We start from the raw sequence: 16742 nt of genomic DNA, 5'->3' as shown, positions 1-16742 counted from the left end.
TGGTGGAACTGCCCGAGGGAGTCAGGCGCAGTCGCGGACCGCGCGGGCGAGGGTGCGAAGGCCCTCGTCCAGCTCCTCGGGGGTGGTCGTCAGTGCGGGCAGCAGCTTGACGACCTCGCTCTCCGGGCCGGAGGTCTCGATCAGCAGACCCAGCTCGAAGGCTCGCTTGGCGATCTTTCCCGCGAGGCTCTTGTCGATGCACTCCAGACCCCACACCAGACCGCGGCCGCGGTACTCGGCGATGGCCTGGGGGTGCTCCTCAACGATGGCCTTCAGGTGCGCTTCGACGATCTCACCGCGGGCGAGAGTCTGCTTCTCCATCTGGCCGTCGGCCCAGTAGGTGTCCAGCGCGGCGGCGGCGGTGACGAAGGCCGGGTTGTTGCCGCGGAAGGTGCCGTTGTGCTCGCCCGGCTCCCAGATGTCCAGCTCGGGCTTGAACAGGGTCAGCGCGAGCGGCAGGCCGTAGCCGCTGATGGACTTCGAGACGGTGACGATGTCCGGCACGATGCCCGCCTCCTCGAAGGAGAAGAAGGCACCCGTACGGCCGCAGCCCATCTGGATGTCGTCGACGATCAGCAGCATGTCCTGGCGCTCGCACAGGGCGGCCAGCTCGCGCAGCCACTCGGCGCGCGCGACGTTGATGCCGCCCTCGCCCTGCACGGTCTCCACGATCACGGCCGCGGGCTTGTTCAGACCGGAGCCCTGGTCCTCCAGCAGCCGCTCGAACCACAGGAAGTCCGGGGTCTGGCCGTCCAGGTAGTTGTCGAACGGCATCGGGGTGCCGTGCACCAGCGGGATGCCGGCGCCGGCGCGCTTCATGGAGTTGCCGGTGACCGCCAGCGCGCCCAGCGACATGCCGTGGAAGGCGTTGGTGAAGGACACGATCGACTCGCGGCCCTTGACCTTGCGGGCCAGCTTCAGCGCGGCCTCGACGGAGTTGGCGCCCGTCGGGCCCGGGAACATGACCTTGTAGGGCAGGTCGCGCGGCCGCAGGACGATGTTCTGGAACGACTCCAGGAACGCCCGCTTGGCCGTGGTGGACATGTCCAGGCCGTGGGTGATGCCGTCGCGCTCGATGTAGTCGATCAGGGCGCGTTTGAGTACGGGGTTGTTGTGCCCGTAGTTCAGCGAACCGGCGCCGGCGAAGAAGTCGAGGTAGGTGTGCCCGTCCTCGTCGGTCAGACGGCTGCCCTGGGCACGGTCGAAGACGGTGGGCCAGCCACGGCAGTAGCTGCGCACCTCCGACTCCACGGTCTCGAAGACGCTCAGATCGGGCTGGGTGATGGTCACAGCATGCTCCTGGGAGACGAGTGCGAAGGATGAGGAAGTCTGTGGGTGGGGGGATGGGCGGTGCCGGCGCTCTCACAGGGTGATGCCGGATCCGCGGGCCGCCGCGGCGCGCTGTCCGCGCGGCCCGGGGGCGCTACTGCCCGGGGGCCGGTGGAGTGAACGGGCCTATGAGGTGCAGTACCTCCGGCTCGTGGCCCTGCTCGGGGAACAGCCCCGCGTCGAAGAGCACCTCGCGTCTGACGGGCACGCAGTGCCGCTCGGCGAAGGACGCGAACAGCCGGTTGGAGGCCGTGTTGTCGGGGGTGATGGTGGTCTCGACGAAACGCATGCCCACCTCGTCCATGGCGCGAGCGGTCAGCCCGTCCAGAAGCGCCGCCGCCAGGCCCTTGCCGCGGTGCGCGTCGTCGACGGCGACCTGCCACACCACGAGGGTCTCCGGGCGCTCGGGGCGGACGTAACCGGTGACGAAGGCGGCCGGCTCGCCGTCCGCGTCACGGGCGACGACGGAGGTGGCGGCGAAGTCGCGACACCACAGCAGGTAGCTGTAGGACGAGTTGAGGTCCAGCACCCGCGAGTCGCGGGCGATGCGCCAGATTGCTGCCCCGTCTTCCACCCGTGGGGTGTCGAGCTTGAAGCCCTCCGGAAATTCTCCGATATCACTGCGGGCACCTGCATGGTCTGCTTGTGCGGCGGTCATAGAAATTAAATTTACCCAGGGAAAAAGGAAATTGCATCGCGGGCAGGGGTTACGCGAGCGCTCCAGATGTGTTATCGCGCGGGGGCGCCCGGGCGCGCGATGTGCTTAAAGATTGTCCCGATTTGACCAGGAGGTTCGGGGTGAAACGGACACTCTGTGTAGTCGGTCACAGCTCCGTAACGCCCGCGAGACGCGTCCGAATTACGGTATCTGGCGCTAGCGAAATCTTGGCGTTTGAGCTGCGGAAAAGCGGGCAGAAGAATACGGGAAGCTATGCTTGCAAGGAATTGGGAATTCGCCTCCAGTGGCCCTACTGGAAGGTCAGGAAACCCGCCCCGCAAGGCCATGGCAAGACCTATGGCAAGGTCCGCGAGAACATGCGGCGGGTTTTGGTGAAACATCCGGCGAAACGACGGTGGAATCCGCGCCGGACCGCTCCGGCCGGACCTGCCGCCGTCCCTCGATGATCCGACGGCCGGCGAGGGACCGCAGCTCGGCCGCAGCTCGCCCGCCCGTACGGCGATCCGCCCGGCCGATGCCCGACCACCCCGCCCCGACCGCCCGGTCGGGCCGCCTAAAGTGCCTGTATGACGTCCATGAGTGAAGGTGCGGTGCTGCACCTCAAGGGGAGGGTCCTCGTCGGGCCGGACGAGGTGCGCGACGAGCTGTGGGTCGTCGGCGGCCGGGTCACGTTCGACCGGCCGACCCTGGCACGCGATGCCACCACGGTCGAGGGCTGGGCGCTGCCGGGCCTGGTCGACGCCCACTGCCATGTGGGCCTGGACGCGCACGGTCCGGTGGACGCCCCCACCAGCGAGAAGCAGGCGCTCACCGACCGTGACGCCGGCACCCTGCTGATCCGCGACGCCGGCTCGCCCTCCGACACCCGCTGGGTCGACGAGCGCGACGACCTGCCGCGGATCATCCGCGCCGGCCGCCATATCGCCCGTACCCGGCGCTACATCCGCAACTACGCGCATGAGATCGAGCCCGAGGACCTGGTCGCCTACGTCGCCCAGGAGGCCCGCCGCGGCGACGGCTGGGTCAAGCTCGTCGGGGACTGGATCGACCGCTCCACCGGCGATCTCTCCGCGTGCTGGCCCCGCGGCGCGGTCGAGGCGGCCATCGCCGAGGCGCATCGGCTCGGCGCCCGGGTGACCGCCCACTGCTTCGCCGAGGACACCCTCGCCCCGCTGGTCGAGGCCGGTATCGACTGCATCGAGCACGCCACCGGTCTCACCGAGGACACCATCCCGCTCTTCGCCGAGCGGGGCGTCGCCATCGTCCCCACCCTCGTCAACATCGCCACCTTCCCGCGGCTCGCGGACGGCGGCGCGGAGAAGTTCCCGCGCTGGGCGGACCATATGCGGCGCCTCCACGCGCGCCGCTACGACACCGTGCGGGCCGCCTACGACGCCGGCGTGCCCGTGTTCGCCGGCACCGACGCCGGGGGGTCGCTCGCCCACGGCCTGGTCGCCGACGAGGTCGTCGAGCTGACCAGGGCCGGTCTGCCCGCCGTGGCCGCGCTGTCCGCCACCACCTGGGGCGCGCGGGACTGGCTCGGCCGTCCCGGCCTCACCGAGGGTGCCTCGGCGGACCTGGTGGTCTACGAGAGCGACCCGCGCGAGGACGTACGGGTGCTGGCGGCGCCCCGCAGGGTGGTGCTGCGGGGGCGGGTCGTCGGCTAAGGGCTGTCCCGCGCCCGTCAACCCGGATCACCCGGCCGGTGGGGCGGCTGTGACACGGGTGATGCATCGTGCCGCAGGAATCGAATCAAAGCGCGAAAACCACCCATTGGGGTGAACTAACCTCGCGTGGCTGCCCGTTCACCCTCGGTGCGGACACGATGTGCGGGTCGAGGTCGCCGGCCCGCGTGATGTCCCCCATTGGCGCGGTCGGCGGCACCATCTCTCTCGTGGGGGTTCCACACACGTGTCCACCAGTCCCAGCTACTTCTCCGGCATGCCCCGACGCCTCGCCGCGACCGTCGTCGCCACGGCGCTGACCGCCGGCCCCGCCGTCCTGCTCGGCGCGGCGCCCGCGCACGCCACCGGAGACCACGGCTCGACCCGCGGCACGTCCGACGCGGTCGTGCTGCGCACCGGGCTCAACGTCGGCCTGCTCCACAAGGGGGCCGACGTCCCGCTGAACGTCGTGCTGAACGAGGTGCACGCACCGGCCTCCGCGGAGAAGACCGCGCTCAGCGTCGACCTCGACGGCGTCGACCAGGGCAAGCCGTTCAGCGTGCTGCGTGCCGACGTCGCCACCGCACGGGCCACCGCCGACCGCCGCACGTCCGAGGGCTACGCCAACCTGGTGCACGCCAAGGTCCGGCTGCCCGGTCTGCCGCTGCTGTCCCTGATCGAGGTCCAGCAGGTCACCGCCAAGGCGGTGTGCGAGGCGGGCCGGCGGCCCCGCGCCGAGTCCCATGTGCTGGGCGACGTCCGCGTCCTGGGCAAGAAGGTCACGCTCACGGCGGGCGGCACGACGGAGGTCAAGGTGCCGGGCGTCGGCGAGGTGCGCCTCGACCTGTCCCGGAAGAGCGTCGCGGACCGGAGCGCCGCGGCCACCGCGCTCGAACTGAACGTCTCGGTCGATCCGTTGAAGCTGAACGTCGCCGACGTGCGCGGCAAGGTCACCCTCGCCCGGGCCACCTGCACCGCCCCGCACGGCAAGACGCCCGAGCAGGGCGGCTCCGGTGGCAGCGGCGGCCCGACGCGGCCGGACGGGGGCAGCAAGCCCGACGGCGGCGGCAAGCCGGCCGGCGGCGGCACCGAGGTGAGCCGGTCCGGCTCCGGGGCCGACTCCCGCAACCTCGCGGAGACCGGCGGCAGTTCGGCCACCCCGTACCTCGCCGGGGGCGCGGCCCTGCTCATCGTCGCGGGCGCCGGATCGACGTTCTACGCTCGCCGCCGCCGCACCGCCGCACCGCAGGGCGGTCGCGGCTGACAGCCCCGTACCCCGTGCCGGTGCTGTGGGGGCGCCGTGTGCGGGGTGCGGCCCGGGGTGCGCCGCTGACGTGCCGGAGGCGGCGCGGGACGGCGCACCCCCCTTGCCGTGCGGCCCGGCCGCCGGTGGCTCAGCGGGCGGCCGGGGAGGTCGGGACGGCCGGTGCGTCCCCGGCCCGGCGGTAGTGGTCGAACTGGGTCACCCCCTGGTAGCCGTAGCTCTCGGGGTGCAGTTCGTGCAGGGCGACCCCGGAGCGGGCGAGCGGGCCGAGGATGTCCGACAGCAGCGCACCGGCCTCGGCGATGAAGGCGGCCTTCTCCGCGGCGCTGTTCGTGCCGAGGGTGATGCTCGCCTCCACGTGCGCGTCGCGCCCGCCGGTCAGGGGCCTGCCGTCGACGAAGTAGCCGTGGGCCGGAACGGGGTTGACGTGGACGATGGTGCGGGCGCTCGACTTGCCCAGGACCGAGACCGCCAGCCCGGTCAGCCCCTCGGCGAGGGCGCGCTGGACGTCGGTGGGGAGGTCGGGGTCGGTGACGGTCACACGGAAGTACGGCATGGCTCTCCTTGGCAGCGGCTGGGTCCGCGTCCGCCCGATCGGGCGGTACGGAGCAAGCCTCGCCAACCTGGCACCATAGATCCAACGCATGGATGTCATAGTGATATGAGGCTGCCGCATGACCGTCAACCTCGCCCAGCTGAGGGCCTTCCTCGCCGTCGTCGACGCGGGCGGCTTCAGCGCGGCCGCCGTCGAACTCGGCCTGAGCCAGTCGGCGGTGTCGCACGCCGTCGCCTCCCTGGAACGCGAGTTGACCGCCCCGCTGCTGGTCCGCGCGACCCCGGTGCGGACCACGGCGCTCGGTGAGCGGGTCCTGCCGCACGCCCGTATCGCGCTGTCGGCGGCCCGGTCCGTGGAGCAGATCGCGGCCGACGCCACCGAGACCATGACCGGCACCGTGCGGCTGGCGTCCACTCCGACGGTCTGCCAGGGCCTGGTCCCCGGCCTGCTGCGGCACTGGCGCGAGGACCAGCCGCGGATCACGGTGCGGGTCTTCGAGGGCGACAGCGCCGAGGTGGCGACCTGGCTGGAGGAGGGCACGGCCGATGCCGCCGTCCTGATCGACCCCCCGCCCGGCCCCGGTATCCAGCTCGCCATGGACGGCTATCGGGCCCTGCTGCCGCGCGACCACCCCCTCGCGGACGAGCCGGCCGTCGACATCCGCGACCTGGAGGACGACCGGTTCCTGATCTCGCCCAACGGCTGCGAGGCCCGCATCCGCACGATCCACAGCCTGGCCGGGCTGCGCTTCACCCCCGCGCACCGGGTACGGGACCTGGCGACCCTGATCAGCATGGTGCAGGCCGGAATCGGCGTGACCGTGCTGTCCGAGGTCTCCCGCTCGCTGGTCCCCCCGGATCTGGTGCTGCTCCCGCTGGAGCCGCAGACCTCGCGCCGCCTGGTGCTGACCGGACCGCAGTCCCGCCCCTGGCACCCGGCGGTGCGCACCCTGGCGGAGTCGGCCGCCGGCCATCTGGCCCGCACCGCCACCGCGCCGCCCGGTCCGGCGGGGGAGCCGGCACCGCCGGCGTCCTAGACGCGTTGTCCCAGGACCTCCGCCAGCGCCGCGGCGAACCGGTCCGTCGTCGCGCGGTCCCGTACCGCCAGCCGCAGCCAGTCCGGGCCCAGCCCGGGGAAGGTGTCGCCGCGCCGCACCGCGAAGCCGCGCTCCCGCAGCCCGGTCCGTGCCTCCGCCGCTCCCGGCAGCCGGATCAGCACGAACGGGCCCGCCGCCGGTCCGGCCACCCGGATCTGCCCGAACTCGCCCAGCCGGGCCAGCAGATGGGCCCGGTCCGCGGCGATCTCCTCGGCCGCCGCGGCGGCCTCCGCCAGGGCCCCGGGCGCGCAGCACGCCTCGGCGGCGGCCAGCGCCGGACTGGAGACCGGCCACAGCGGCTGCGCCCGCTCCAGGGCGGCGACGGTGTCCTCGGCGGCCAGCACATAGCCGATCCGCAGCCCCGCCAGCCCCCAGGTCTTGGTGAGGCTGCGCAGCACCACCAGCCCCGGCAGATCCGTGCGCGCGGCCAGTGCCTCCCGCTCGCCGGGCACCGCGTCCATGAACGCCTCGTCCACCACCAGCGTCCGGCCCGGCCGTGCCAGCCGCGCCAGCACCTCCGCGGGGTGCAGCACGGACGTCGGATTGGTGGGGTTGCCGACGACCACCAGATCCGCGTCCCGCGGCACCGCGTCCGGATCCAGCCGGAAGCCGTCCCGCTCGTCGAGCAGCACCCGCCCGACGTCGTGCCCGGCGTCCCGCAGCGCCGCCTCCGGCTCGGTGAACTGCGGATGCACCACCACCGGCCGACGGGCCGGCAGAGCCCGCGCGATCAGCACGAACGCCTCCGCGGCGCCCGAGGTCAGCAGCACCCGCTCGGCGGGCAGCCCGTGCCGTGCGGCGACCGCGTGCCGCGCCGCCCGGCCGTCCGGGTACGCGGCGAGGCCGTCCAGGGACGCGGCGATGCGGTCCTTGAGCCAGGCCGGGGGAGTGCCGGTGCGGACGTTGACCGCCAGATCCGTCAGTCCGGCGTCCGCGCCGCGCACCTCGGCGTCGCCGTGATGCCGCAGATCGGGCTCGGCGGCCGGGCCGGGCTCCCGCAGCCGTAGCGACTCGGTGGACGCGGGCATGCTCACCGGTCCCCGGCGCGCGCCGGCACCGCGGTGCCCGGCCAGGCCGCGCCGCCCGCGACCGTCTCGCGGTAGCGCTCCATGACCACCTCGGCCACCTCGTCGCCGGCGCCGATCGCCTGCGCGCCGTACACCTCGGTGTCGGGGTACGCCGCGGCCCAGCCCTCGGTCTGCATGCACAGCCGCTCGAACAGGCCGCCGGCGAAGAAGAAGTACGGCAGGACCACGATCCGGGTCGCGCCGTCCGCTCCGGGTGCGGCCGCGGCCAGCGCCCGGCACCGGTCCAGGCCCGCCGGCACATCGGGCGCCGCCTGGGTGACGAACGCGGTCTCCACGCCCGCGAAGCCGCGCCCCTCCCACAGCAGCCGCGCGGCGCGGGCGACCTCGGCGTTGACGTAGGGGTCGCTCGACCCGCGCCCCACCAGCAGCACCGTCGTACGGGCCCGGTCCTGGGGCCGGCGGGCGCCGCTGCCCAGCGCGTCGTCCAGCCGCTGCTCCAGCACCTCCAGCAGCCGGGGGTGCGGGCCCGGCTCGGCGCTGCTGGCGAAGCCCAGTCCCGGGTGGCGCGCGGCCGCCCGCGCCAGTGCCTCGGGCAGCGTCGGACCGCCCGGCCCGGTCGGCGTCAGCAGCAGCGGTACGGCGGCGACGCGGGTCGCGCCCCGCTCGGCCAGCGCGTCGACGGCGTCGTCCAGCGGCATCGGCGCGCCCGGCAGACCGAAGAACCCGCCGGCGACGGGCACATCGGGGTGGCGCGCGCCGAGCAGGCGCACCAGGCCGCTCAGGGCCTCGGCCCCGTCCTCGTCACGGGCGCCGTGACCGGCGATGAGCAGTGCGGGAGGGGTGGTCACTGGTTCTCCTTGGTGCCGGTGGTTTCGCCGTCGGGTGCTTCGTCGCCGATCACCCCCCGTCCGCCGGCCCGGGCCACGGCGGGGCGGGTCGAGGGAGGTCATGACGATATCGGCACCCGTGATCGGGGCGGATGCCGCTCCCTCCCTACCAGCGGTAAGCACACCGTTCTCTGTTACTGCCGGCGCCGCGAGCGCGCAGGTGGCACGGGCCGGCCGTCCGGGCGGCGCCGACTTCCGCTTGCCGGCGACCAGTTCGGCGTCCGGGCCCGCGGCCAGCAGCGCGGCCGCCTCGGCCACGCTCGGCGTGCCGACGGCGGCGGCCGCGGCCGCGGACGGATCCGGTACCCGTACGGCCGCCAGCGCCGCCGCCGGGAACGACAGCAGCGGGACCCCGAGCCGGCGCGCCGCCCCGGTCAGCCCCGGCTCGGCGGCCTTGGCGGCCACCGTCGCCAGCGCCGCGACCGGCCGGTCCGCCTGCCCCGCCGCCGCCCGCGTGGCCAGGATCAGGTCCAGGACCTCGCCGACCGGGACGCCGCGGCTCGCGCCCACACCGGCGATCAGGGGCGCACCGGCCCCGGCGCCGTCGGCCGCACCGCGCTTCACAGCGCGACGGCTCCCCGCCCGAAGGCCACCCGGCCGTGCCGCCCCTCCAGGACGGCGGTGAGCTGCCCGGCGGGCCCGGCGGCGATCGGCTCGCCCGGCCACCGGACGCCGAGCGCCGCCAGCTCCTCCCGGGCCGCGGCGGGATCGGGGTGCGCGGCCCCGAGCGAGACCAGCGGCACCACCGGCAGGGTGCGGGAGGGGTGCGGGGTGACGCCCCAGTCGAGCAGGAAGGGCGTGGGGCCCTCCCCAGGAGACGTCAGCTGCCAGGCGATCCGGCCGCCGTCCGGGGTCCGCCGGGCCATCGCCACCGGATCGCCCGGGTCGTACCCGCGTGCCCGCGCCGCGGCGACCCGGGCGGCGATCCCGGTGACGCGGACGGCCCAGGTGACCAGTCGCGGACCGGTCAGCGCATCGACGCCGAACCACCGCGGTCCGTCCGGCGCGGGCTGCTCCGGGTCGGGCCCGACGATCTCGAAGTACGCCCCGCCGCCCAGGCCCAGCAGCTCGTTGCGGGTGCCCCGCCCCGGGTGGCTGCCGCCGCGCACCGGCCGTACCCCGGTCAGCTCGCGGACCTCGGCGACCGTGGCCTCCAGGTCGGGCGTGGCGTAGACGAGATGGTCGAGGACGGCGGGCGCCCCGGCCGCGTCGGCGGCGCCCGTCACCGGACGGCGCCCTGTGCGCTCGCGCCCCGGGCCGCGCTCCGTGTCAGCCGGGCGGCCAGCGACGGCTCCGCCGCCCAGTGCACATGCAGGTACGACGCATGCACCCCGCCGGTCACAAAGCCCTCCACGCGCCGCTCGGGGTGGGTCATCCCCCACGCCGGCTCCGCGCCCGCGCCCGGCTCCAGGACCGTGCGGTGGAACTCATGGCCGCGCACCCGCGTCCCGGCCGCGGCCAGCGCGTTGTCCCGCAGCGCCACCGCCTCCCGGTAGCCGAGGGTCAGCCGCTCGGTCATCCGGGCCTCGGCGGGCAGCACCCCGCACATCGGCTTCCCGTCGATCGCGCGGGAGAGGTACAGCAGCCCGGCGCACTCGGCGGACACCGGCGCCCCGGAGGCGGCCAGTTCGGCCACCGCGGCGCGCAGCGGGGCGTTCGCCGACAGATCCGGCGCATACACCTCGGGGAAGCCGCCCCCGATCACCAACCCGTCGGTCCCGGGCGGCAGTTGTTCGTCCCGCAGCGGGTCGAAGGGGGCCACCTCGGCGCCCGCGGCGGCCAGCAGCTCGGCGTGCTCGGCGTACGAGAAGGTGAACGCGGCGCCGCCGGCCACGGCGATCAGCGGCTTGGCGGCGCCGGCCGCCGCCACCGGCTCCGTGCCCGCGGCCGCCACCTCCGCCGCCGGATCCCACGGCGCGTCCGGCAGCTCCGGCACCGTACGGGCCAGCGCCAGCAGCGCCTGGAGGTCGCAGCCCGCGCGCACCCGTGCGGCCAGTTCGCGCACCGACGCGAGCGCCTCGGCCCGCCGTTCGGCGACCGGCACCAGCCCCAGATGCCGCGACGGCGTACCGGCCCGCCCGTCGCGGCGCAGCGCACCCAGCACCGGCACCCCGGAGGAGTCCATGGCCTCCCGCAGCAGCTCCTCATGGCGGTCCGAGCCGACCTTGTTGAGGATCACCCCGGCCAGCCGCACCTCCGGGTCCCAGGACGCGAAGCCGTGCACCAGGGCGGCCACCGACCTCGACTGCGAGGACGCGTCCACCACCAGCACCACCGGCGCCCGCAGCACCTTCGCCACCTGCGCCGTCGACGACAGCTCGCCCCTCCCCGACGCCCCGTCGAACAGCCCCATCACGCCCTCGACGAGCGCGAGATCGGCGCCCGCCGCGCCGTGCAGGAACAGCGGCGCGATCCGGTCGGGACCGCACAGGTAGGCGTCCAGGTTGCGGCCGGGGCGGCCGGTCGCCAGGGAGTGGTAGCCGGGGTCGATGTAGTCGGGACCCACCTTGTGCGGCGACACCGTGAGCCCGGCCTCGGCGAACGCCGCCATCAGGCCGGTGGCCACCGTCGTCTTGCCCGCGCCCGACGACGGCGCGGCGATCACCAGCCGCGGAATCGACCCGTTGCTCATACCCGGCTCACCATTCGATGCCCCGCTGGCCCTTCTGCCCCGCGTCCATGGGGTGCTTGACCTTCGTCATGTCCGTCACCAGGTCGGCGAAGTCCAGCAGCGCCTCGGGGGCGCCGCGCCCGGTGATGACGACATGCTGCGTACCGGGACGGTCGCGCAGCACCGACACCACCTCCTCGGTGTCGATCCAGCCCCACTTCAGCGGATAGGCGAACTCGTCGAGCACCAGCAGCTTGTAGGTCTCCGCGGCGAGGTCCCGCTTGACCTGCTCCCAGCCCTCGCGCGCCGCGTCCTCACTGGAGGCGATATCGCGCTGCACCCACGACCAGCCCTCGCCCATCTTGTGCCAGGCGACGGTGCCGCCCTCGCCGGATGCGCCGAGCACCTTCAGCGCCCGCTCCTCGCCGACCTTCCACTTCGCCGACTTCACGAACTGGAACACCCCGACCGGCCAGCCCTGGTTCCAGGCGCGCAGCGCCAGCCCGAACGCGGCGGTGGACTTGCCCTTGCCCTGGCCGGTGTGGACGAAGACCAGCGGGCGGTTGCGGCGCTGGCGGGTGGTGAGCCCGTCGTTCGGTACGACGGACGGCTGTCCCTGCGGCATTACGCGGCCTTCCTGTTGGCGTGATCGGTCCGGTTGCCCTGCACGGTCCGGACGAGCGCGGAGACGCTGTCCGCGCGCAGCTCGTCGAGGGTGACGGCCGTGCCCTGCAGCTCCCGGGCCAGTTCGCCCGCGAGCCCCAGCCGCACCGGGCCCGCCTCGCAGTCCACGACCACCGAGGCGGTGCCCTCGGCGGCCAGCAGCCGGGCGGCGCGGGCGGCCCGGGCGACCGGCTCGGGGCCGCCGGTCGCCCGCCCGTCGGTGACGACCACCAGCAGCGGGCGGCGCGAGGCGTCCCGCATCCGCTCCACCCGCAGCACCTCGTGGGCCCGCAGCAGCCCCTCCGACAGCGGCGTGCGGCCGCCCGTCGGCAGCTGCTCCAGGCGCGCGGCACCCGCCTCGACCGACGACGTCGGGGGCAGCGCCAGGTCGGCGCCGGCGCCCCGGAAGGTGATCATGCCGATCTTGTCGCGCCGCTGGTAGGCGTCGAGCAGCAGCGAGAGCACCGCGCCCTTGACCGCGCTCATCCGCTTGCGGGCCGCCATCGAGCCGGACGCGTCCACGACGAACAGCACGAGATTGCCCTCGCGGCCCTCGCGCACCGCCTCGCGCAGATCGTCCCTGCGCACGACCAGACCGCTGCCCCGCCGCCCGCGCGCGTGCTGGTGCGGGGCCGCGGCCTGCACGGTCGCGGCCAGGTGCAGCTTGCCCAGCGCGCCCTGGGGGCGGCGGGACCCGGTCGTCCGGCCATGTGCCGTACGGGCCCGCGAGCGGCGGCCGTCGGCGCCCTCGCCCAGGCCCGGTACGTCCAGCCGGCGGGTCCGGAACGGCTCGGCGGCCCCGACGGCCGACTTCTCACCGGCCGCGCCCGCCTGCGGCCGGGGCTCGGGCTCCGGCTCGGACTTCTCGGGCGCCTGGGGGGCCTCGGGCGCCTGCGGGGCCTGACGCTCCTGCTGGTGCGGCAGTTCGGCCCCCGGCGGCGGCTCCTGCGGCCCGCCCTCCTGCGGCGGAGGCGCCCCGCCCGGACCGCCCCCGTCGGGGCCGCCGTCCGGACCGTCCGGCTCCGGATCGTCCTCGCCGTCCGCGCCCTCGTCCGCCCCGCCGAACTCCTCCAGCGTCCGGTCGAGCTTGTCCTCGTCCAGGCCGGGGGCGTCGAAGGGATTGCGGCGCCTGCGGTGCGGCAGCGCCAGCAGCGCCGCCTGCCGGACGTCCTCCTCCTCGACGTCCCCGCGCCCCGCCCACGCGGCCAGCGCCGTGGCGGTGCGGGCCATCACGATGTCCGCGCGCATCCCGTCCACCTCGAAGGCGGCACAGGTCGCCGCGATCTGGCGGAGCGCCGCGTCGCCCAGCACCACGCTCGGCAGCAGCTCCCGGGCGGCGGCGATGCGCCCGCGCAGCGCCTCCTCCTCGGCCGCCCAGCGCGCCGCGAAGCCTGCCGGGTCGGCGTCGTACGCCAGCCGCCGGCGGACCACCTCCACCCGCTGCTCCGGCTCGCGCGAGGCCGCGACCTCGACCGTGAGCCCGAACCGGTCCAGCAACTGCGGCCGCAGCTCGCCCTCTTCGGGGTTCATGGTGCCCACGAGCAGGAAGCGCGCCGCGTGCCGTACGGAGACGCCCTCGCGCTCGACGTAGGAGGCGCCCATGGCGGCGGCGTCCAGCAGCAGGTCCACCAGGTGGTCGTGGAGGAGGTTGACCTCGTCGACGTAGAGGATGCCGCGGTGCGCGTCCGCCAGCAGTCCCGGCTCGAATGCCTTCACGCCCTCCGACAGGGCCCGTTCGATGTCCAGCGCGCCGACCAGCCGGTCCTCGGAGGCGCCGACCGGCAGCTCGACCATGCGCGTCGGGCGGTGCTCGACGGCGCCCGGCTCGTGCGGCCCGTCAGGGCAGCCGGGGTCGGGGGCGGCGGGCGCGCAGGCGAAGCGGCAGCCGCCGACCACGTCGACGGCCGGCATCAGGGCCGACAGCGCACGCACCGCGGTGGACTTCGCGGTGCCCTTCTCGCCGCGTACCAGCACACCGCCGACCGCGGGGCTCACCGCGTTCAGCAGCAGCGCGAGCCGCAGGTCGGCCATCCCGACGACCGCGGTGAAGGGGTACTGCGGGGTCGTGTTGTGCACCGTTGTCATGCCTTGTCATCCTCCACGTCGCCGGCCCGATCCGTCCCATGCGTACCCCTCATGGCGCCCCCGGAGGCACGAACGGCAGCCCCTCCGGCACCCCTTCCTCGATCAGCCGCAGCAGCGCGTCGGTGTCCGCGTGCTCCTCGATCAGATCGCCCAGCCGGTCCAGCTGCTCCTCGCGCAGCGCGGCGAAGCTGGTGTCGGGGGCCGGGACGAAGGCCCGCCCCGCGTCCGCCGCCACCCGCCGCAGGAACGCCCGGCGGAAGCCGTCGCTCTCCAGGGAGCCGTGCCAGTGCGTGCCCCATACGGAGCCGACCCGGCAGCCGTCCAGGAACGCCTCGTCGCCGCCGGTCACTTCGGCGACGCCGTGGTGGATCTCGTACCCCTCCACCGGCTCGCCCAGCGCCGCCCCGGCCGGCCGCGCGAGGGTCTTCTCCGCCGCGAACCGCACCCGTACGGGCAGCAGCCCCAGCCCCTCGACCGTGCCCGCCTTCGACTCGACCTCGTCCTCGATGCGCTCGCCCAGCATCTGGAAGCCGCCGCAGATGCCCAGCACCGGGCGGCCCTCGGCGGCCCGCCGGGCGATCGCGTCCGCGAGACCGCGCTCGCGCAGCCACGCGAGCGCCCGGACGGTGCCCCGGGTCCCCGGCAGCACCACCAGGTCCGCGTCGGCCAGCTCCTCGGCCCGGTCCACGAACCGCACCACCACGCCCGGTTCGGCGGCCAGCGCGTCCACGTCCGTGAAGTTCGACATCAGCGGTACGGCGGCGACCGCGACCCGCAGCACGTCGGCGCCGTGCGGCGGCGCCACCGTGCTCTCGCGCACCGCACCGCGCAGCGAGACCCGCAGGCCGTCCTCCTCGTCGATGCCCAGCCCGTGCGCGAACGGCAGCACGCCCAGCGTCGGCCGCCCGCTCAGGCGCCGCATCATCTCCAGGCCGGGCTCCAACAGCGTCACATCGCCCCGGAACTTGTTGACGAGGTACCCCGCCACCAGCGCCTGGTCCTCCTTCGACAGCAGCGCGGTGGTGCCGAAGAAGGACGCGAACACCCCGCCGCGGTCGATGTCGCCGACCACGACGACCGGTATCCGGGCGGCTCGGGCGATGCCCATGTTGACGATGTCGGTGCGCCGCAGATTGATCTCCGCGGGGCTGCCGGCGCCCTCGCAGATCACCGCGTCATGGGTACGCCGCAGCTCCGCCAGGCAGTCGGTCACCGTGCCCAGCAACTGCTCCTGCCGGCCCGCGTGGTAGCCGCGGGCACTGAGCTCACCGACCGGCCTGCCCAGCAGCACCACCTGGCTGCTGCGGTCGCCGCCCGGCTTGAGCAGCACGGGGTTCATCAGCGCGGTCGGCTCCACCCGCGCCGCGGCGGCCTGCATCGCCTGGGCCCGGCCGATCTCCGCGCCCTCGCGCGTGACGAACGAGTTCAGCGACATGTTCTGCGCCTTGAAGGGCGCCACCCGCACGCCCTTGCGCACCAGCCAGCGGCAGATCCCCGCCGTCACCACGCTCTTGCCGGCGTCCGACGTCGTACCGGCCACCAACAGGCCCCCGCCGACGGTCCCGCCGGACGCCTTGCTCCGCCCGTTCACCGGCTCTTCCTCCCGCTCCCGCGGCGCGCCGCGCCCCCGTGGGACACCGCGCCCGCTACCAGCCGTCCCGCCACCGTCGCCGCCAGCGCCAGCGCGCTCACCTTCCGCGACAGCCGTACCGCCCGCTCGATGTCGCCCGCCGCGACCGGCCGCGCCCCGCCGTTGAGGACCGGGCGGTGCTCGACCCGCCCGCCGTACGCCAGCGTGCCGCCCAGCCGGACGCCCAGCGCACCCGCGAACGACGCCTCCACCGGGCCCGCGTTGGGGCTCGGGTGCGCGCCGCCGTCCGCCCGCCAGGCCCGCAGCGCGCCGCGCCGGTCGGGGCCGGCGAGCACGGCCAGGGTGGCGGTCAGCCGGGAGCCGGGCCAGCCGGCGAGGTCGTCGAGCCGGGCCGAGGCCCAGCCGAAGCGGCGGTGGCGCGGCGACTTGTGACCCACCATCGCGTCCAGGGTGTTCACGGCCCGGAACGCCACCAGACCGGGCACCCCGCCGAGCGCACCCCACACCAGGGCGCCCACCACCGCGTCCGAGGTGTTCTCGGCGACCGACTCCACCACCGCGCGGGCCAGCTGCGGCCCGTCCAGCGCCTGCGGATCGCGCCCGCACAGATGCGGCAACCGCTCCCGCGCCACGTCCAGATCGCCCACCGCGAGCGCCCCGCCTATGGCGCGTGCCTCCCGGCCCAGCGAGGTGCCGCCCAGCACGGCCCAGACCGTCGCCGCGGTCAGCGCGACCCGGGCGGCGCGCGAGGGTCCCGCGGCGCGCTGGAGCAGGGCGGCCCCGGCGGCCGCACCGCCCGCGCACAGCACGGCATGCGCCGTGCCGTACCCGCGGTGGTCGCGCCACAGCCGGCGCTCCACGGCGCCCGCGGCCCGGCCGAACGCGGCCACCGGATGGCCGCGCCGCGGATCCGCCGCGATCAGGTCGGCGAGAAAGCCCAGGGCCGCGCCGCACGCGTATCCCGCGTGTTCGCCGCGCATCGGGTCAGACCGCCGGAAGGGGCCCTGCGGGGGCGTGCAGTGGGGCTTTCGAAGGGCGGCCGGGCATGGCGGTATGTCCTCACTCAGGGTCCGCGCCCTGGCTCGACGTGACGGCGACAAGAGTCTCCTGGCTCCCGGATCGGCGTGGCCCCCGGCCTTCCAGTCCTGGTACGCCGTCAGACGTACGCGAGGCGGACCGTGGCCTTCGCTGGAGGAACGCTCCCCGGTGACAGTGGCGGGACCGCGCCGGATTCTCACCGGACTTCCTCATCTGTCGCCGATTGGCTCCGGCAGTCCACCACGCCCCGC

General features: G+C 74.9%; 14 protein-coding genes, 1 pseudogene and 1 riboswitch. Of the genes and pseudogenes, 3 read left to right on the top strand and 12 right to left on the bottom strand.

Features of this window, described 5'->3' with window-relative positions:
- Positions 1 to 21: 21 nt before the first annotated feature.
- Positions 22 to 1290: a diaminobutyrate--2-oxoglutarate transaminase gene (ectB, locus tag ACZ4NB_RS11890; RefSeq protein WP_467660483.1), complete on the bottom strand. Its 1269-nt coding sequence runs from the start codon at positions 1288 to 1290 to the stop codon at positions 22 to 24.
- Positions 1291 to 1423: 133 nt separating this feature from the next.
- Positions 1424 to 1987, bottom strand: a complete 564-nt coding sequence (gene ectA, locus ACZ4NB_RS11885; protein ID WP_467660481.1) for a diaminobutyrate acetyltransferase — start codon at positions 1985 to 1987, stop codon at positions 1424 to 1426.
- A 596-nt stretch (positions 1988 to 2583) separates the two neighbouring features.
- Here ectA and ACZ4NB_RS11880 point away from each other — a divergent pair.
- Together ACZ4NB_RS11880 and ACZ4NB_RS11875 are read left to right on the top strand one after the other, a co-directional pair.
- A complete protein-coding gene (locus ACZ4NB_RS11880) occupies positions 2584 to 3675 on the top strand; it encodes an amidohydrolase family protein (RefSeq protein WP_467660844.1) in 1092 nt (363 codons plus the stop codon).
- Between the two features lie 274 nt (positions 3676 to 3949).
- On the top strand, positions 3950 to 4936 hold the full coding sequence (locus ACZ4NB_RS11875; protein WP_467660842.1) for an SCO1860 family LAETG-anchored protein: 987 nt from the start codon (positions 3950 to 3952) through the stop codon (positions 4934 to 4936).
- 130 nt (positions 4937 to 5066) lie between these two features.
- Here ACZ4NB_RS11875 and ACZ4NB_RS11870 read toward each other — a convergent pair whose 3' ends face one another.
- On the bottom strand, positions 5067 to 5492 hold the full coding sequence (locus tag ACZ4NB_RS11870; protein ID WP_467660479.1) for a tautomerase family protein: 426 nt from the start codon (positions 5490 to 5492) through the stop codon (positions 5067 to 5069).
- Between the two features lie 118 nt (positions 5493 to 5610).
- Between ACZ4NB_RS11870 and ACZ4NB_RS11865 the strand changes: the two genes are divergently transcribed.
- A complete protein-coding gene (locus ACZ4NB_RS11865; RefSeq protein WP_467660478.1) occupies positions 5611 to 6528 on the top strand; it encodes a LysR family transcriptional regulator in 918 nt (305 codons plus the stop codon).
- On the opposite strand, the gene cobC is transcribed toward ACZ4NB_RS11865, so the two are convergent.
- The 9 genes and pseudogenes from cobC to ACZ4NB_RS11820 all read right to left on the bottom strand — a co-directional run bounded on the left by cobC (position 6525) and on the right by ACZ4NB_RS11820 (position 16433).
- The gene (cobC, locus tag ACZ4NB_RS11860) at positions 6525 to 7616 is read right to left on the bottom strand and encodes an Rv2231c family pyridoxal phosphate-dependent protein CobC (RefSeq protein ID WP_467660477.1); all 1092 of its coding nucleotides are present in this window, start codon (positions 7614 to 7616) and stop codon (positions 6525 to 6527) included. The genes ACZ4NB_RS11865 and cobC overlap by 4 nt on opposite strands.
- 2 nt (positions 7617 to 7618) lie before the next feature.
- Positions 7619 to 8464: a sirohydrochlorin chelatase gene (locus tag ACZ4NB_RS11855; RefSeq protein ID WP_467660840.1), complete on the bottom strand. Its 846-nt coding sequence runs from the start codon at positions 8462 to 8464 to the stop codon at positions 7619 to 7621.
- 198 nt (positions 8465 to 8662) lie between these two features.
- Positions 8663 to 9013 (bottom strand): annotated as a pseudogene (locus ACZ4NB_RS11850) (cobalamin biosynthesis protein); the annotation flags it as partial.
- Between the two features lie 50 nt (positions 9014 to 9063).
- Positions 9064 to 9729: a VOC family protein gene (locus ACZ4NB_RS11845; RefSeq protein ID WP_467660475.1), complete on the bottom strand. Its 666-nt coding sequence runs from the start codon at positions 9727 to 9729 to the stop codon at positions 9064 to 9066.
- Positions 9726 to 11135 carry a cobyrinate a,c-diamide synthase gene (locus ACZ4NB_RS11840; protein ID WP_467660473.1) on the bottom strand — a complete coding sequence of 470 codons (1410 nt, stop codon included), beginning with the start codon at positions 11133 to 11135 and terminating at the stop codon, positions 9726 to 9728. The genes ACZ4NB_RS11845 and ACZ4NB_RS11840 overlap by 4 nt, the downstream gene beginning before the upstream one ends.
- 7 nt (positions 11136 to 11142) lie before the next feature.
- Complete coding sequence (gene cobO / locus ACZ4NB_RS11835) at positions 11143 to 11739, bottom strand: cob(I)yrinic acid a,c-diamide adenosyltransferase (protein WP_467660471.1); 597 nt, start codon at positions 11737 to 11739, stop codon at positions 11143 to 11145.
- Positions 11739 to 13862: a putative cobaltochelatase gene (locus ACZ4NB_RS11830; RefSeq protein ID WP_467660469.1), complete on the bottom strand. Its 2124-nt coding sequence runs from the start codon at positions 13860 to 13862 to the stop codon at positions 11739 to 11741. The genes cobO and ACZ4NB_RS11830 overlap by 1 nt, the downstream gene beginning before the upstream one ends.
- A 49-nt stretch (positions 13863 to 13911) precedes the next feature.
- A complete protein-coding gene (locus tag ACZ4NB_RS11825; protein WP_467660467.1) occupies positions 13912 to 15453 on the bottom strand; it encodes a cobyric acid synthase in 1542 nt (513 codons plus the stop codon).
- On the bottom strand, positions 15450 to 16433 hold the full coding sequence (locus ACZ4NB_RS11820; RefSeq protein WP_467660465.1) for a cobalamin biosynthesis protein: 984 nt from the start codon (positions 16431 to 16433) through the stop codon (positions 15450 to 15452). The genes ACZ4NB_RS11825 and ACZ4NB_RS11820 overlap by 4 nt, the downstream gene beginning before the upstream one ends.
- 120 nt (positions 16434 to 16553) lie before the next feature.
- A riboswitch (cobalamin riboswitch) is annotated at positions 16554 to 16702 on the bottom strand.
- Positions 16703 to 16742 lie beyond the last annotated feature (40 nt).

The organism is Streptomyces sp. NPDC026575, assembly GCF_055567415.1.
The sequence above is the reverse complement of the archived record's forward strand: the minus strand, read 5'-3'. Positions and strand labels throughout refer to the sequence as shown.

Excerpts from the sequence above, each read along its gene's own strand:
- cobO (WP_467660471.1), bottom strand. The coding sequence starts at position 11,739 with ATGCCGCAGGGACAGCCGTCCGTCGTACCGAACGACGGGCTCACCACC.
- ACZ4NB_RS11880 (WP_467660844.1), top strand. The coding sequence starts at position 2,584 with ATGAGTGAAGGTGCGGTGCTGCACCTCAAGGGGAGGGTCCTCGTCGGG.
- ACZ4NB_RS11820 (WP_467660465.1), bottom strand. The coding sequence starts at position 16,433 with ATGCGCGGCGAACACGCGGGATACGCGTGCGGCGCGGCCCTGGGCTTT.
- ACZ4NB_RS11840 (WP_467660473.1), bottom strand. The coding sequence starts at position 11,135 with ATGAGCAACGGGTCGATTCCGCGGCTGGTGATCGCCGCGCCGTCGTCG.
- cobC (WP_467660477.1), bottom strand. The coding sequence starts at position 7,616 with ATGCCCGCGTCCACCGAGTCGCTACGGCTGCGGGAGCCCGGCCCGGCC.
- ACZ4NB_RS11870 (WP_467660479.1), bottom strand. The coding sequence starts at position 5,492 with ATGCCGTACTTCCGTGTGACCGTCACCGACCCCGACCTCCCCACCGAC.
- ACZ4NB_RS11865 (WP_467660478.1), top strand. The coding sequence starts at position 5,611 with ATGACCGTCAACCTCGCCCAGCTGAGGGCCTTCCTCGCCGTCGTCGAC.
- ACZ4NB_RS11875 (WP_467660842.1), top strand. The coding sequence starts at position 3,950 with ATGCCCCGACGCCTCGCCGCGACCGTCGTCGCCACGGCGCTGACCGCC.
- ACZ4NB_RS11830 (WP_467660469.1), bottom strand. The coding sequence starts at position 13,862 with ATGACAACGGTGCACAACACGACCCCGCAGTACCCCTTCACCGCGGTC.
- ectA (WP_467660481.1), bottom strand. The coding sequence starts at position 1,987 with ATGACCGCCGCACAAGCAGACCATGCAGGTGCCCGCAGTGATATCGGA.